This is a genomic window from Phenylobacterium sp. (assembly GCF_030646615.1).
Lineage (GTDB): Bacteria > Pseudomonadota > Alphaproteobacteria > Caulobacterales > Caulobacteraceae > Phenylobacterium.
The window spans coordinates 1-15042 of sequence record NZ_JAUSLG010000038.1 but is presented as its reverse complement, the minus strand read 5'-3'; the positions used below and the strand labels follow the sequence as shown (position 1 = coordinate 15042).

The 15042-nt window shown below is 70.1% G+C and carries 17 protein-coding genes and 1 pseudogene; 10 read left to right on the top strand and 8 right to left on the bottom strand.

The features are described 5' to 3' along the window. The first annotated feature begins 22 nt into the window (after positions 1–22). From gspG to gspN, 8 genes are read left to right on the top strand one after another with little or no spacing between them, the layout of a single operon-like run. Positions 23–469 carry a type II secretion system major pseudopilin GspG gene (gene gspG / locus Q7S93_RS05985; protein ID WP_304712827.1) on the top strand — a complete coding sequence of 149 codons (447 nt, stop codon included), beginning with the start codon at positions 23–25 and terminating at the stop codon, positions 467–469. Beyond that, positions 444–941: a type II secretion system minor pseudopilin GspH gene (gene gspH / locus Q7S93_RS05980; RefSeq protein WP_304712826.1), complete on the top strand. Its 498-nt coding sequence runs from the start codon at positions 444–446 to the stop codon at positions 939–941. Before gspG ends, gspH begins: the two co-directional genes overlap by 26 nt. After that, a complete protein-coding gene (gene gspI, locus Q7S93_RS05975) occupies positions 925–1290 on the top strand; it encodes a type II secretion system minor pseudopilin GspI (RefSeq protein WP_304712825.1) in 366 nt (121 codons plus the stop codon). Before gspH ends, gspI begins: the two co-directional genes overlap by 17 nt. Next, positions 1287–1868: a type II secretion system minor pseudopilin GspJ gene (gspJ, locus tag Q7S93_RS05970; RefSeq protein ID WP_304712824.1), complete on the top strand. Its 582-nt coding sequence runs from the start codon at positions 1287–1289 to the stop codon at positions 1866–1868. The genes gspI and gspJ overlap by 4 nt, the downstream gene beginning before the upstream one ends. Next, positions 1865–2842 (top strand): type II secretion system minor pseudopilin GspK, encoded by a 978-nt coding sequence (gene gspK, locus Q7S93_RS05965; protein WP_304712823.1) that lies wholly within the window; start codon positions 1865–1867, stop codon positions 2840–2842. The genes gspJ and gspK overlap by 4 nt, the downstream gene beginning before the upstream one ends. Further along, positions 2839–3960 (top strand): type II secretion system protein GspL, encoded by a 1122-nt coding sequence (gene gspL, locus Q7S93_RS05960; protein ID WP_304712822.1) that lies wholly within the window; start codon positions 2839–2841, stop codon positions 3958–3960. The genes gspK and gspL overlap by 4 nt, the downstream gene beginning before the upstream one ends. Further along, positions 3960–4430, top strand: coding sequence for a type II secretion system protein GspM (gene gspM, locus Q7S93_RS05955; RefSeq protein ID WP_304712821.1), 471 nt, complete (start codon positions 3960–3962; stop codon positions 4428–4430). Before gspL ends, gspM begins: the two co-directional genes overlap by 1 nt. After that, positions 4427–5164 (top strand): type II secretion system protein N, encoded by a 738-nt coding sequence (gene gspN / locus Q7S93_RS05950; RefSeq protein ID WP_304712820.1) that lies wholly within the window; start codon positions 4427–4429, stop codon positions 5162–5164. The genes gspM and gspN overlap by 4 nt, the downstream gene beginning before the upstream one ends. Here gspN and Q7S93_RS05945 read toward each other — a convergent pair. From Q7S93_RS05945 to Q7S93_RS05920, 6 genes are all read right to left on the bottom strand, one after another. Beyond that, positions 5150–5905, bottom strand: a complete 756-nt coding sequence (locus Q7S93_RS05945) for a prepilin peptidase (RefSeq protein WP_304712819.1) — start codon at positions 5903–5905, stop codon at positions 5150–5152. The genes gspN and Q7S93_RS05945 overlap by 15 nt on opposite strands. A gap of 38 nt (positions 5906–5943) precedes the next feature. Next, complete coding sequence (locus Q7S93_RS05940; RefSeq protein WP_304712818.1) at positions 5944–6981, bottom strand: substrate-binding domain-containing protein; 1038 nt, start codon at positions 6979–6981, stop codon at positions 5944–5946. A gap of 73 nt (positions 6982–7054) precedes the next feature. Then, positions 7055–8161, bottom strand: coding sequence for a phytase (locus tag Q7S93_RS05935; RefSeq protein WP_304712817.1), 1107 nt, complete (start codon positions 8159–8161; stop codon positions 7055–7057). An 80-nt stretch (positions 8162–8241) separates the two neighbouring features. Beyond that, positions 8242–8484, bottom strand: a complete 243-nt coding sequence (locus Q7S93_RS05930) for a DUF4170 domain-containing protein (protein ID WP_304712816.1) — start codon at positions 8482–8484, stop codon at positions 8242–8244. Between the two features lie 19 nt (positions 8485–8503). Beyond that, positions 8504–9313, bottom strand: a complete 810-nt coding sequence (locus tag Q7S93_RS05925; protein WP_304712815.1) for a 3'(2'),5'-bisphosphate nucleotidase CysQ — start codon at positions 9311–9313, stop codon at positions 8504–8506. Next, complete coding sequence (locus Q7S93_RS05920) at positions 9310–10641, bottom strand: TldD/PmbA family protein (RefSeq protein WP_304712942.1); 1332 nt, start codon at positions 10639–10641, stop codon at positions 9310–9312. The genes Q7S93_RS05925 and Q7S93_RS05920 overlap by 4 nt, the downstream gene beginning before the upstream one ends. A 180-nt stretch (positions 10642–10821) precedes the next feature. On the opposite strand from Q7S93_RS05920, the gene katG reads away from it, so the two are divergent. Next, positions 10822–13062: a catalase/peroxidase HPI gene (gene katG, locus Q7S93_RS05915; RefSeq protein ID WP_370652084.1), complete on the top strand. Its 2241-nt coding sequence runs from the start codon at positions 10822–10824 to the stop codon at positions 13060–13062. A gap of 59 nt (positions 13063–13121) precedes the next feature. Here the strand turns inward: katG and Q7S93_RS05910 are convergent, their stop codons facing one another. Continuing rightward, a complete protein-coding gene (locus Q7S93_RS05910) occupies positions 13122–13523 on the bottom strand; it encodes an MAPEG family protein (protein ID WP_304712814.1) in 402 nt (133 codons plus the stop codon). Between the two features lie 161 nt (positions 13524–13684). Between Q7S93_RS05910 and Q7S93_RS05905 the strand changes: the two genes are divergently transcribed. Beyond that, entirely contained in the window at positions 13685–14587 is a 903-nt protein-coding gene (locus Q7S93_RS05905; RefSeq protein WP_304712813.1) for an EamA family transporter, read from the top strand. Between the two features lie 122 nt (positions 14588–14709). Here the strand turns inward: Q7S93_RS05905 and Q7S93_RS05900 are convergent. Further along, positions 14710–15042: pseudogene (locus Q7S93_RS05900) on the bottom strand (UbiD family decarboxylase domain-containing protein); the annotation flags it as partial.

Sequence of the window (15042 nt, the reverse complement as noted above, 5' to 3'; positions counted from 1 at the left end):
CAGAGCGTTCGAAGGAGCCCTCATGACCCGACGCAAGATGCGCGCCCGCCCGGCCTCGGAAGCCGGCTTCACCCTGGTGGAGCTGATGGTCGTGGTCGTCATCCTGGGCCTGCTGGCCACAGTGGTGATGATCAATGTGCTGCCGAGCCAGGACCGCGCCATGCGGGAGAAGACCAAGGCCGACATCTCCACCCTGGAGCAGGCGGTGGAAACCTACCGGCTGGAAATGCTGGCCTATCCCACCACCGAGCAAGGGTTGGCGGCCCTGACCCAGCTTCCGGCCGGGCTTCCCCGGGCCGATCGCTATCGGGACGGGGGCTATATCCGCCGCCTGCCCGACGATCCCTGGGGCAACCCCTATCAGTACGCCTATCCCGGCGAGCGGGGCCGGTTCGATGTCTACTCCTTCGGCGCCGACGGGGCCAAGGGCGGCGAAGGCGAGGATGCGGACATCGGCAACTGGAACTGAGGCCGTCCCCGGGACGCGCCGCCGCGCTGAGGCCGGCTTCACCCTGGTGGAGCTGATGGTGGTGCTTGTCATCCTGGGCCTGATGGGCGCCGCGGTGGTGATGACCGCCCCAGACGGCCGCGGCGAGGTGCGCCGCGAGGCCGAAGCGCTCGCCGGGCGCTTCGCCCGGGCGCGGGAGGAATCCCTGCTGACCAACCGCGCCGTTGAGGTTCGCCTGGACGAGGACGGCTACGACTTCCGCGTCCTGCGCCGGGGCCAGTGGGAGCCTCTGGAGGCTGCGCCCTTCGAGGCCCACGCCTGGCCTGCCGGCCTGGGGGCGCGCCTGCAGGCGGCCCCGGGCCGGGACGCCGTGCGGTTCGATCCCACCGGGTCGGCCGAGCCGGCCAGGGTGACCCTGTCTCGGGCCGACCAGCAGATGACAGTCAGCGTCGATGGGACCGGCGAGGTGCGGCTCGATGCGCCGGCCGGCTGAACAGGGCTTCACCCTCATCGAGCTGCTGGTCGCCCTGGCGGTGTTCAGCCTGGTGGTGCTCGCGCTCCTGAACCTGGCGGGGGAAAACACCCGCACCGCCCAACTGCTGCAGACCCGAACCCTGGCGGCCATGGTGGCGGAGAACGCCGCCGTCGAGGCCCTGATCTCGCCGGAGCCGCCGGCCCTGGGCGAGGCCGAGGGCCAGGTCCAGCTCGGCGGTCAGGACTGGGTCTGGCGGCGCACCACGGCGCCCGCCGACCAGGGTCTTTTGCGCATCGACATTCAGGTCCGGGGCGCCAGCGAGCCGCGCACCGTGGCCGAGGTCACCGTCTTCCGGGGGGGCGCATGAAGGGCTTCACCCTGGTGGAGATGCTGGTGGCCCTGCTGGTCTTCAGCCTGCTCTCGGCCGCCGGCGTGGCGGTGCTGGGCTTCGCCGCCGACAACCGCGCGGTGGTGCGCGAACGGATGGACGAGATCGCCGCCCTGCAGAGCGCGCGGGCCCTGATCAAGACCGACCTGGAGCAGATCGCCGATCGCCGCACCCGCGCCGATGGGGGCGTCCCCAGCCGCAGCCTCTCAGGCGGCGAGAGCGACGCCGCGCCGGTCCTGGCCTTCACCCGCCGGGGCTGGGACAATCCCGACGCCGCGCCGCGGGCGGCGATGCAGTATGTGGAATACCGCCTGGTGGAGGACCGCCTGGAGCGGCGCGCCCGCTCGGCCCTGGACGGCGCGGCCCTGGGCGAACCTCAGGTGTTGCTGCGCGGGGTGAGGGGTCTGGTGGTCGCCTTCTACGCCCGCGGGGCCTGGGCGCCGGCCTGGGCGCCCAGCGCCGACCGGCGTTTGCCGCAGGCGATCCGCCTGGAGATGGACCTGGAGTCCTTTGGCCAGGTCACGCAATTGGTCCTGTTGCCGGATGGCGGGGCATGAGGCCCGCGGCGAGCTCATCGGAGCGGGGCGTCGCCCTGCTGACCGTCCTCCTGCTGGTGGCGGTGCTGGCCACCCTGGCCGCCGTGGTGCTGGACGACATCCGCTTTGGCATTCGTCGGGCCGCCAACGCCCAGGCCGTGGGCCAGGCCCGCTGGTACGCCCTGGGCGCCGAGACCCTGGCGGCGGGACAGATCAGCCAGCTGGTGCGGGCGTCGGACCGGGTCACCCTGGACGGCGGCTGGCATGATCGCCCCTTCAGCTTCCCGGTGGAGAACGGCCTGATCCAGAGCCGGATCACCGATGGCGGCGCCTGCTTCAATCTGAACAGCGTGGTCCAGGGGGCCGGCGATGTGCTGAGCCGGCGCGAGACCGGGGTCGCCCAGTTCAACGCCCTGCTGGGCGCCCTCAATTTCGCCCCCCGCGAGGCCGAGATGCTGGGCGCGGCCCTCACCGACTGGATCGACAGCGACGGGGTTCGCGAGAGCGGCGGCGCCGAGGACGAGGCCTATCTGGCGGGATCGCCCGCCTATCGGACCGGCGGGACCCTGCTGGCCGAGGTCAGCGAACTGCGGGCCATCCGCGGCTTCACGCCTTCGGTCTATGCCCGCCTGCGCCCCTATGTGTGCGCCCTGCCGATCACCGACCTGTCGCCGATCAATGTGAACACCCTGACGCCGGACAAGGCTGTGCTGATCACCATGCTGACGCAGGGCGAGGTGAGCCCGGAGCTCGCCCTGCGCGTGATCGCCGCGCGGCCGGCCGGCGGCTGGAGCGTCACCGATTTCTGGGCCCAGCCCGCGCTTGCCGAGCACATCCCGGGCGACCCCAGCCAGCTCAAGGCCATCACCCGCTTCTTCACCCTGCAGACCCAGGTGGACTATCTCGACGCCGAGGTGGTCGCCAGCGGCCTGTTCGAGGTCGATTCCGCCGGCCAGGTCCGCCTGGTCGCCCGCCGATGGACATATGACGAATGAACCGAACCCGTATCGTCCTCGCCGGCGCGGCGCCCGACGCCGAGCCGACCTATCTGATCCTCGACGAGCTGGGCTCGGTGGTGGGGCGCGGCATCCTGCCGGTGCAGGAGGCCTCGGCCCTGACGCCCATGCGCAATGTGCTGGTGATCCCCGGCGCCGAAGTCCTGGTCCGCTGGGCGCCGATCAAGGCCGCGTCGGAGGCCCAGGCCCGGGGGGCGGCGCTCGCCCTGTTGGAAGACCAGATGACCAGCGCGGTGGGCGCCCATCTGGGCCTGTCGCCGCCTGAGGCCGATGGTCATCGCCTGATCGTCGCGCTTTCGGCGGTCCGGATGCAGGCCTGGCTGGACCACGCCGCCCTGCACGGGGTCGCGCCCGATCTGGTCATCCCCGACTGCTTGGCCTTGCCCGAGCCGCCGGACGATCCTGAGGGCGTGCCGGTGATCATCACCGCAGATTTCGGCGCCCTGACCGCCGTGCGGGGCCAGCGGCTGGCCTTCACCGGTGAGCCGGACCTGGTGGCCGCCATCGTCGGCGAACGTCCGGCCCAGGCCCTGGCCGGCCCCGCCCTGGAGCGCGCCCTGGCCGACATGGCGGTCAGCCCTGCGGTCAACCTGCTGCAGGGGGCGTTCGATCCCACGCGGCGCGAGCCCCTGGGTCGCCGCGACCTTCGCCGGACCGCGATCCTGGCGGCGGCCCTGCTGATCAGCCCGCTGGTCCTCTGGGGCGCCCAGGCCGGCGCCGACCACCTGCGCGCCCGTCAGGCCGAGGCCCGGGCCGAGGCCAAGGTCGCCGCCATCCTGCCCCAGGGGACGCTGGTCACCGACCCGGCCGTCCAGGCCCAGGCGCAGCTGGACGCGCTCAGCCTGGTGTCCGGCGGCGGCGCCAGCGGCCTGGCCGCGCAATTGTTCGCCGCCGTCGAACCCATGGATCAGGTCCAGGTCGAAAGCCTGATCATCATGCCTGACGGCGCAGCCCGGGCCGCCCTCAGCCATGCCGCCTATTCCGATGGCGAGAGCCTGGCCCAGGCCCTGAACGCCTCTGGCCTCTCCGTGCGGGTCGAGGGCTCGCGGGAAGAGGGCGGGCGGGTGATCAGCGACGTCATTCTGGGAGCACGGTGATGGTGGAATGGTGGACGACGCGCAGCCGGCGCGAGCAGAGTCTCCTGGGCGCGCTCGCCGGGCTGCTGCTGATCTTCATCCTGTGGTTTGGCGTGGCTTCGCCCCTGCGGGGCGCCGCCCAGGACGCTGAAGACCACCTCGCCCGCGCCCTGGCTGACGAGGCGGTGGTGGACGCCGCCGTCGCCGAGATCGCCCGCCTGGGCGAAGCCGCGCCTGCGCCTACGCGGTCGGCCCCGGTGGAGCAACTGGTGGCCGACACCGCCGCGGCGGCTGGCCTGGAGGTGGTGCGGATCGAGGCCGGCGAGGACGGCGGCGTCCAGGCCGTGGTCATGGGGCCAAGCGCCTCAGTCATGCCCTGGATCGCCCGCCTGCAGGCCGAACACGCCATCGCCGCCCGCCACCTGACGGTGCTGAAAGGCGAGGTCGGCCAGCTGGATGTGGACGCCACCTTCGCGGCGGTGACTCCATGAGGCTCATCGGGCCAAGCCTGCCGCTCGCCGCCCCGGCCCTGGGGGGCGTCTTCGGTCTGGCGGCGCTGGTGGTCGTGCTGGCCATGGCGCCCCTGAGCCTTGTCCTGGGAGACCGCGCCGGCGCAGCGGGTCTGAGCGCAGCCCAGGTCTCGGGGACGGTCTGGCGCGGCCGCCTGTCGGACGCCGCCTACCGCGGCCTGCGGCTCGGCGAGGTCCGCCTGGGGCTGAGCCCGCTGTCGTTGCTGGCGGCGCGGCCGCGCCTCACCTTTGCTGGCGAGGTCGCGACCGGCGCGGCGCGGCTTGGCCGGGGCGCTGTGGAACTGATCGATGTGGACGCCGCCTTGCCCCTTGGCCAGCTCGCGCCGGCGTCGGGATTGGCCGGGACGGTGCGGATGGTCGGCCTCTCCCTCGACCTTCGGGGCGGCGAATGCCGAAGGGCCGGCGGCCAGGTATCCTTGGCCGATATCAGCCTTGCGGGCCTGCAACTGCCGGGCCTCGTCCTGGCGGGAGACCCGGCCTGCGCGGGCGCCTCGCTCGCCTTGCCACTTCGCGGCCAGGCCGAAGGGGTCGATGTGCAGGCCGACCTGCTGATCGGGGCCGATGGCGGTTATCAGATGGACATGATCCTGCGCACCAGCCGCCCCGAGGTGGAGGCGGCCCTGGGGATGGCCGGCTATGAGCGCACCCTGAACGGCCACCGGCGCCGGTGGATCGGGCGGCTAGGCCAGCCCTAGGGGGCCATAGAGCCAGGTGAGCCAGACGCCCACGGCCAGGAACACGCCGAACGGCAGGGGCTGGTCGGCGGCCGGCGCCTGGCCCCGAAACCGCAGGACCAGGGCGAAGACCAGACCGGAGGCTGCGGCGATCAGCAGGATGCTGGGCAGGGCGATGGCGCCGCACCAGGCGCCGCCGCCGGCCAGCAGATAGGCGTCGCCGCCGCCCAGGCCTTCTCGGCCCCGGGCCTTGCGATAGGCCAAGGCCAGCAGGCTCAGGCCGGCGAAGCCGAGGACAGCGCCCAGCAGGTGGCTTCCGAGCACGCCCTGGGCTGCGGCGACCGCCAGGCCCGAGACGATCAGGGGCAGGGTCAGCATCCGCGGCAGCCAGAAGTGCTCGGCGTCGAGCAGGGCCAGCAGCAGGAGTTGCCAGGCGAGCAGAGCGCCGAGAAATCCCTCCGCTGACGGATGGACCAGCGCCGCCCACAGGGCGAGCGCCGGGCAGGCCAGCTCCAGGGCCAGATAACGGCGAGGGATCGGCGCGCCGCAGGTGCGACACCGCCCTCTGAGTGCGACGAAGGAGAGCACCGGGACCAGGTCGACCGGCCCTAGGGGCCGCGCGCAGGCGGGGCAGGCCGACCGGGCGAGGCCTACCGGCTTCCCCTCAGGCAGTCGAAGACTCATCAGGCCCAGAAAACTGCCGATGAACGGCCCGAGCGCCACGGCGGCGACCAGCCAGCTCAGGTCGGGTTGCAGGGGCATGGCGGGGCCGGCGGGGCCTGCGCCCCGCCGATCGGTCCTTAGTTGGGCCGGCTCATGGTGGTCATGTTGGCGGCGGCGGCCTTCACGGCCTCATGCTCTGGCGGCAGCAGCGGGATCAGGCCGCGGCTCTGCAGATAGCCGCCGCGCCCGGTCGCCGCATCGGAGGTGAACTCGGTGGTGAACTCCTGCAGGCCAAGGGTCACGCCCACATGGGCCTTCTTCACATAGATGAAGATGGAGCGGGACAGGGGATAGGTCCCCTGGGCGATGGTGGCCACGGTGGGCGCGATCCCGTCGATCGACATGGCCTTCACCTTGTCGCCGTTCTCTTCCAGGAAGGAATAGCCGAACACCCCCAGGGACCCCGGGGTCTTGGTCAGGGTCTGGACGATGGCGTTGTCGTTTTCCCCGGAGTCGACCCAGCCCTCCCGGCGCAGCGGGTGGGTCATCTGCTTGAACTCGTCCTGATCGCGGTCACGCAGGGCCGCCGCGGTAGGATAGGTGCGGGCCGAAGCCTCGATCCCCAGCTCCACAAAGGCGTCGCGGGTGCCCGATGTCGGCGGCGGGCCATAGACCAGGATGCGGTTGTTGGGCAGGCCCGGGCCGATCTCGTTCCAGTTGGTGTAGGGGTTGGGCACGAACTTGCCGCCGCGCAGCACATTGGCGCCGAGCGCCAGATAGAGGTGGGGCAGGCGGAACTGATAGTCCGGCGCGCTACGGTCGGCGGCGATGACGATGCCGTCATAGCCCACCTTCAGCTCGACGATGTCGGTCACCCCATTGGCGGCGCAGGTGTCGTATTCCTGCTGGGTCATCGGCCGCGAGGCGTTGGCGATATCCGGGAAGTTGTCGCCGACCCCGCTGCAGAACAGCTTGATGCCGCCGCCGGTCCCCAGGGCTTCGACGTTGGGGGCCTTCATGCCGGACTTGCGGGCGTAGTTCTCGGCGACCCGGGTGGCGAAGGGGAAGACGGTCGAGGAGCCGGCCGCCCACACATAGTCCCGCGCCGCATGCGCGCTGCCGGCGCCGCCCAGCAGGGCGACGGCGGCGCAGAGGCCCGTAAGCGTCTTCATCATGTCTCTCCTAGCTTGCCGGCGGGGCGCAACGCAGCGCCCATTTGGCTCAAAGGCCCCATTTTGGCCCCTAGGCCTAAGGCGCCGTGGGGTTGATTTCCAGGGCGGACTTCACCGCCCGCCAGTCCACCAGCTTGAAGTTCTGACGCTCCCGACGAACCTCGCTGGAGGCGCCTTCGGTGTCGGCGTCATCCTGCACGACGATCAGGCCCTCGGCATAGGGGCCGACCGGGCCGCCCAGGGCGGCCACGCCATCGGTCCCGGTGACCGCATCCACGTCGCCGGCTGCGGCGACGGAGAACCGGCCCTGATAATCGGCGGCTTCGCCGGCCACCCGCCAGACGGCGAAGGCGTTGTCCCCCTGGCTCGAGGCGATCAGGAAGGTCTGGCCCGAATCCCGCAGCAGGGTCAGCCCTTCGACATCGGGGGTCAGGCGGGGACCAGGGGCCGCTTCCAGCAGGGTGCGGGCGCCGCCGGCCGCCGGATCGAGGGAATAGCGCCAGATCCCCTTCATCTCCTCGCCCACATAGAGGACGCCGGTCTCGTCATCGACGACGCAGCCTTCGGACTGGGAGCCGACGGCGAAGCTCTGTTCCTCGACGCCCACGGGCTCGCCGCCCTGGTCGCGCACCCGGACCTGGCGGACGTCGCCGTCCTTGCCGACCACGATCACCACCACGTCGTCGCCGCGGCGGGCCATGCAAAGGCCATAGGGCTCGCTGACCGGAACCGGGACCAGGCCCCAGGGGCGCACGTCCAGGGTGTCGGGGTCCATCAGGAAGAGCAGCGCCCCGCCGCGGCTGCGGTGGCTGGCGGCGATGAGCACCTGGGCCTTGCCCCCGACCATGAAGCCGTCGCGCAGGTCCACATTGTTCAGCGGGCCTTCGGGCAGGAAGGCGCGGACCTGACCGTCCAGGCCATAGACGTAAAGGCCGGCCTTCTTGTCGGTGCCGAAGATCACCGCGCGACTCGGATCGCGGGGGTCGGCCCAGATTTCGGGGTCATCGGCGGCGTCGCTATTGGCGGTGCCCACAGCCACAGTCTCGTGGGCCGCGGGAACCAGGGTTCCACTGAGCGTACCATCCTTGGGCGCGTCGGAACCGAAGCTGGCGCAACCGGCAAGCAACAGACCAAGGGCCGTGGCCGCCGCCACGCCCGGCTTGGGAAGAACTGATCTGAACAATGGAGCCTCCGTGGGCGACATTCTGCCTACGGCGGGTGACAGTTTTCAGACAAGGTGCGGGCTTGTCGCCCTGCGCCTGTTCAGCCGCCGGGCTTCTCGCCGTCCAGTTGGGGATCGAGCAGCTTGTGGGCGTGGATGATGAAGTAGCGCATCAGGGCGTTGTCCACTGTCGCCAGGGCCTTGGAGCGCCAGACCGCCAGGGCTTCCTCGTAGGTCGGATAGGCGCCGACCAGGTCGATCTTGGACGGGTCGCGGAAACGAACTTGCTCGACTTCCTCGAGTTCGCCGCCGATGACGATGTGCAAAAGCTGTTTTTCGGGCATGTCTTCCTCGAAAGAGGGCTCAGTTTGGTATGGCGATATGCGAGACCCGCGCCATGATCAATGGGGCCAATCGTGGCGCCGCGCATAACAGACTCCGTTGCGACGGAATCCGCCCGTTATAGGCGAAGCTGCGCCCCAGATGGTCGCCGCAATAGGCCCCGGCCTCCCGGGCCACCAGATCGGCGGCGGCCAGGTCCCAGTCGGCCTTGGCCACCAGGGCCAGCGCCGCGTCGAACTGCCCAGAGGCGACCAGGCACATGCGATAGGCGGTGGAGTTACGGGACTCCACCCGCATGATCGGCCAGGGCTCCGGCCAGGACGGGTGGTCGAACATCCGCGGGTCGCCGACCATGCCGCAGCCATCCAGCCGCACCGTGGGGGCCGGCACGATCAGGGAGCCATTCAGCTTGGCCCCGCCGCCCAGGATGGCAGTGTAGACCTCGCCCACCTGCGGGGCATAGACGACGCCGGCGATCGGCTGGCCGTCCTCGACCACGGCCGCCGAAATCACCCACCAGGGCTTGTCCTTCATATAGGCCCGCGTGCCGTCGATGGGGTCGACCACGAACACGCGGCGCCGATCCAGCCGCTCCAGATCGTCCGCCGTCTCCTCTGACAACCAGCCATAGTCGGGGCGCGCCCGGCCCAGGGTGGTCTTCAGCAGGGTGTCGGTGGCGAAGTCCGCGTTGGTGACCGGGGAGTTGCCTTCCTTCCAGGCGATCTTCAGGCCCCGGGCGCGCAGGTCCAGGGCCAGGGTCCCGGCCTCCACGGCGGCGGCGACCAGAAGCTCCAGGTCCTGGGCGGGACTGGGGGCGGCGCTGGGGCTCATTTCCCCGCGATCGCCAGGGCGTCGATCAGCACCGACGGCGCGTTGGACGCCCCGCGGATCTCCAGGTCGGAGCCGGGGACGAGGCGGGCGTACATCTCGATCAGATTGCCGGCCACGGTGATTTCGCTGACCGGATAGGCCAGTTCTCCGTCCTCGAACCAGAAGCCCGAACAGCCCACCGACCAGTCGCCCGTGTTGCCGTTCAGGGAAGGACCGAACATCGAGGTGATCAGCAGTCCCTTGCCGGCGCTGCGCATCAGGCTCGCCTGATCCTCGGTCCCGGGCTGCAGGGTCAGGTTGGAGACGCCGACCCCGGGGGGGCCGGCCAGGCCGCGGGAGGCGTGGCCCGTGGTCTCTAGGCCAAGCTGCCGGGCTGAGCTGGAATTCAGCAGCCAGGTGGTGAGCACGCCCTTGTCGATCAGGTCCATGGCCGTGGTCGCCACACCTTCGTCGTCGAAGGGGCTGGAGCCGAGCCCCCGGCGGCGGTGGGGATCATCGGTGAGCGTCACGCCAGGGGCGAAGACCGGCTGGCCGAGCTTGTCCTTCAGGAAGGAGGACCCGCGGGCGATGGAGGGGCCGGAGATCGCGCCGATCAGCGGGCTGATGATCGACATGGCCAGGCGGTTCTCGAAGATCACCGGCGCTGTCGTCGAGGCGATCTTGCGCGACCCCAGCCGCGCGGCGGCCCGGCGCCCGGCTTCGGTTCCGATGCCGTCAGGCGCCGGCAGGTCCTCATGCCAGCGCACCGAGCGGCCGTCATAGCCGGTCTCCATGGACTGGCCGTCGCCGGCGATCGCCGAGGCGCCCAGGGAAAAGCCCGACGCCTGGTGGGATCCCGCGAAGCCGTGGCTGGTGGCGATCAGCCACTTGGCGGTGGACCAGCCCGCCGTCGCCCCATCGGAATTGACCACGCCCTTCACGGCGCGAGCCGAGGCCTCCGCGGCGCGGGCGCGATCCTCCAGGGCTTCCGGAGAGAGTTCGGTGGGATCGTAGAGATCCAGGTCCAGGTGCGGCCCCTGGGCCAGACGCTCGGCCGGGGCGAACCCGGCATAGGGATCTTCCGGCGCCAGCCTGGCCATGGCCACGGCCCGATCGACCAGCTTGGACAGGGCTTGCGGCGACAGGTCCGAGCCCGAGACCGTCGCCTGCCGCTGGCCGACAAAGACCCGCAGGCCGAGATCACGGGACTCCTCACGCTCGACCTCTTCCAACTCGCCCTCGCGGACGGAGATCGACAGGGACTGGCGTTCGGCGGTGACGGCCTCAGCGGCATCGGCGCCGGCCTTGCGGGCGGCGGCGATCAGCTCGGCGAGCAGGTTTTGATCCATCCCAGCCATATGGCGAACCTCAGGCGGTGGAGCAAGCCGGCTCAGGGATGGCGGGGTCGGCCGGGCTGTGGCGCAGCTTGATAGAAATTCCCGTGCGTGATCATCAAGTTTATTGATTTTCCAATACCCCGCCCCCGGGCCTAGGCTCCATCAACGCCTAGAACGCGAGGGAGAACGACCATGGACGACGCCTCCAACACCGGCGATCCGCTGGGCTGCCCGATGAAGCAGCCTGCGGCGCTCCGATCCCTGCTCGGTCGCACCAATCGAGACTGGTGGCCCAACCAGCTGTCGCTGGAAATCCTCCACCAGCAGGGCCTGCATGGCGACCCGATGGGGGACGACTTCGACTATCCCAAGGCCTTCCAGTCCCTGGACTATGAGGCGGTCAAGCGGGACCTGACCGCCCTGATGACCGACAGCCAGCCCTGGTGGCCGGCCGACTATGGGCATTACGGCCCCTTCTTCATCCGCATGGCCTGGCACAGCGCCGGCACCTATCGCACGGGCGATGGCCGCGGGGGCTCCTCGTCGGGCTCACAGCGGTTCGCGCCTCTGAACAGCTGGCCGGACAACGCCAACCTCGACAAGGCCCGGCGCCTGCTGTGGCCGATCAAGCAGAAATACGGCGCCAAGCTGTCCTGGGCCGACCTGATGATCCTGGCCGGCAATGTGGCCATCGAGTCCATGGGCGGCCCGGTCTTCGGCTTCGGCGGCGGTCGCAAGGACATCTGGGAGCCTGAGAAGGATATCTACTGGGGCACCGAGGAGCAGTGGGTCGGCCACGAGGAGAACCAGACCCGCATCCAGCCCGACAAGGAAATGGCCCTGGAAAATCCCCTGGCCGCCATCCAGATGGGCCTGATCTACGTCAATCCGGAAGGGCCCGGCGGCAATCCGGACCCGATCCAGTCGGGGCGCGACATCCGCGAGACCTTCGCCCGCATGGGCATGAATGACGAGGAGACCGTCGCGCTGACCGCCGGCGGCCACACCTTCGGCAAGTGCCACGGGGCCGGCGACGCCTCCAAGGTGGGCGCCGAGCCCGAGGGCTCCGATATCGCCCAGCAGGGCCTGGGCTGGACCTCAAGCCACGAGAGCGGCATTGGCGATCATACGATCACCAGCGGCCTGGAGGGCGCCTGGACGCCGACCCCGATCCAGTGGACGATGAACTACTTCCACATGCTGCTGGACTACGAGTACGAGCTGGTGCGCAGCCCCGCCGGGGCCAAGCAGTGGCAGCCGATCAACCAGAAGCCGGAAGACATGGCGCCCGGCGCCCACAGCCCCGACAAGCGCCTGCCGACCATGATGACCACGGCCGACATGGCCATGAAGATGGACCCCAAGTACCGGGAGATCTCCGAGCGGTTCCGCGCCAATCCGGACCAGTTCGCCGACGCCTTCGCCCGGGCCTGGTTCAAGCTGTGCCACCGCGACATGGGTCCCAAGTCCCGCTATCTCGGGCCTGAGGTGCCGGCCGAGGACCTGCTGTGGCAGGATCCGATCCCGCCCGTCGACCATCCGCTGATCGACACGGCCGACATCGCCGCGCTGAAGAGCAAGATCCTGGGTTCGGGCCTGACCGTGGCCGAACTGGTGGCGACCGCCTGGGCCTCGGCTGCGACCTATCGCGGCTCCGACCATCGGGGCGGCGCCAATGGCGGACGCCTCCGCCTGGCGCCGCAGAAGGACTGGGAGGTCAATCAACCCGCCCAGCTGGCCCGGGTGCTCCATGTGCTGGAGGGGATCAAGGCCGGCTTCGACGCCTCGGCGCCGGGCGGCAAGAAGGTGTCGATGGCCGACCTGATCGTGCTGGGCGGCGTTGCGGCGGTGGAGAAGGCGGCCAAGGACGCCGGCCACGAGGTCGAGGCGCCCTTCACGCCAGGCCGCACCGACGCCTCCGCCGAACAGACCGACGTGGCGAACTTCGAGGTGCTCGAGCCCAAGGTCGACGGCTTCCGCAACTATCTGCAGGTGCGGTTCAGCGTGCCGACCGAGGAGCTGCTGATCGACCGGGCCCAGCTTCTGGGCCTCAGCGCGCCGGAGATGACGGTGCTGGTCGGCGGCCTGCGGGTGTTGGGCGCCAACCACGGCGGCTCGCCCCACGGGGTCTTCACCGACCGGCCGGGTCAGCTGACCAATGACTTCTTCGTCAATCTGCTCGACATGGGCACGGCGTGGAAGCAGGTGGACGACCGCGGCGACGAGGTCTTCGTCGGCACCCTCCGCGCCACCGACGAAGAGAAGTGGACGGCCACGCGCACCGACCTGGTGTTTGGCTCCAACTCGCAGCTGCGGGCCCTGTCGGAGGTCTACGCCGCCTCTGACGCGAGCCGGAAGTTCGTCGACGACTTCGTCAAGGCCTGGACCAAGGTGATGAACGCCGACCGCTTCGACCTGGCTCGGGCGGCCTGACCCACACCGACGCCTGATGTCCCGCCGTGGCGCGCCTGCGTCACGGCGGGATTCTATCGTCAGACGATCGCGTAAAACAGCAGGGCGACGCCGGCGAAGACGTATGAAATCCAGGTCAGGGTCACGCCGATCGCCCGCGGCAAAGAGGCGCCGCCGCTCTGCGAGAGGCCGATGGCGTGCATCACCCGGCCGGAGAACAGCGCCAGTCCCGAGATGTGAACGGCCAGGGGCGGGGCTTCCACCAGGGCCAGGACGGCGATCGCGGCCAGGCCAGTGGGAACATACTCTGTGGCGTTGCCGAAGGCCCGGATGGCCTGGGCCAGTTCTGGAATGCCGTCGTCGCCGAACGCCACCTTGTGGCGCTGCCGCTGGCGGACGACCAGCATCGACAGGGCCAGCAGCAGAAACAGATGCAGCCCCGTCCAGAGCGCTGCGGCGTGTCCCGATGTGATCAGGTTCATGATGGTTCCCCGTGCGCCCCCGCACGGGTCGCAGTTGGACTGCGAATTCGCCCCAGGGGCAAGGGGGTTCGATCCCTTTCGAAACGACCTTGGACGCCGCCATGGACAAGCTCGGCGCCACGCGCCACATGAGCCTCCGTTCTGTCCCCAGGCTCCGCCCGATGCCCGTCGCCGCTCTGCCCTTGCCGCACGTCCTCCTGGCCCTGGCGGTGGTGGCGGTGTGGGGGACCAACTTCGTGGTGATCAAGTACGGCCTGGTCGAACTGCCGCCGCTCGCCTTTGCGGCGCTGAGGTTCTTCTTCGCCCTGGTCCCGGCCGTTTTCTTCCTGCTGCGCCCCATGGTCCCCTGGCGCCACTTGGCGGCCTATGGGGTGCTGATCGGCGCGGGCCAGTTTGGCCTGCTCTACATCGCCATGAACGGCCAGATTTCGCCGGGCCTCGCCTCCCTGGTGGTGCAGGTGCAGGTCTTCTTCACCATCGGCCTGGCCATGGCGGCCGCCGGGGAGCGGGTGCGGCGCTTCCAGATCGCCGCCCTGGTGCTGGCCACCGCCGGAGTGGGCGTGATCCTGGCCCACTCGGACCGGACGACCACGCCCCTGGGCCTGGCCCTGGTGATCCTCGCGGCCATGGGCTGGGCCGGCGGCAACCATGTGGCCAAGCTGAGCGGCCGGGTGAACATGCTGGCCTATGTGGTCTGGGCGAGCCTGTTCTCAGTCCCGCCCCTGGTGGTGATGTCGCTGGTTCTGGAGGGCTGGCCGACCGTGCGCGCGGCGCTGGTCACGGCGAGCCCGGCGGCCTGGGCCACGGTGGTTTGGCAGTCGGTGGGCAACACCCTGTTCGGCTATGCCGCCTGGGGCTGGCTGCTGGCCCGCCATCCTGCCGCGACCATCACGCCCATGGCCCTGCTGGTCCCGGTCTTTGGCATGGGCGCCTCGGCCCTGCTGCTGGGGGAGGCCATGCCGGTCTGGAAGATCGGCGCCGCGGCCCTGGTCATGGCCGGCCTCACCCTCAACATCCTCTGGCCCATCGTCGCGGCCCGCCGTCTGCCGCCGCCCGCGGCCTGAGACCCTGCGCGCAGCGGAGATATTTCACCACGAAGAGCACCAAGGACACCAAGGGTCGGCGCTGACCTTTGTGCTCTTTGTGACCTTCGTGGTTGATCTTTCCTGCGCCTGCGGCGCGCCCATCAGCCCTTCAGGGGCGGCAGGCCGAGGCTCGCCCAGCGGTCGGTGACCCGGGCGACCGTGGCCTCGTCCATGTCGAGCTTTTCGCCCCATTCGCGGTGGGTTTCCGGCGGCCACTTGTTGGTGGCGTCCAGGCCGATCTTGGAGCCCAGGCCGCTCTCCGGGGAGGCGAAGTCCAGATAGTCGATGGGGGTGCCCTCCACGAGGGTGATTTCCCGGGCCGGGTCAATGCGGGTCGACAGCGCCCACATGACATCCTTCCAGTCGCGGGCGTCGATGTCGTCGTCCACTACTATCACCCAATTGGTGTAAATGAACTGCCGCAGAAATCTCCA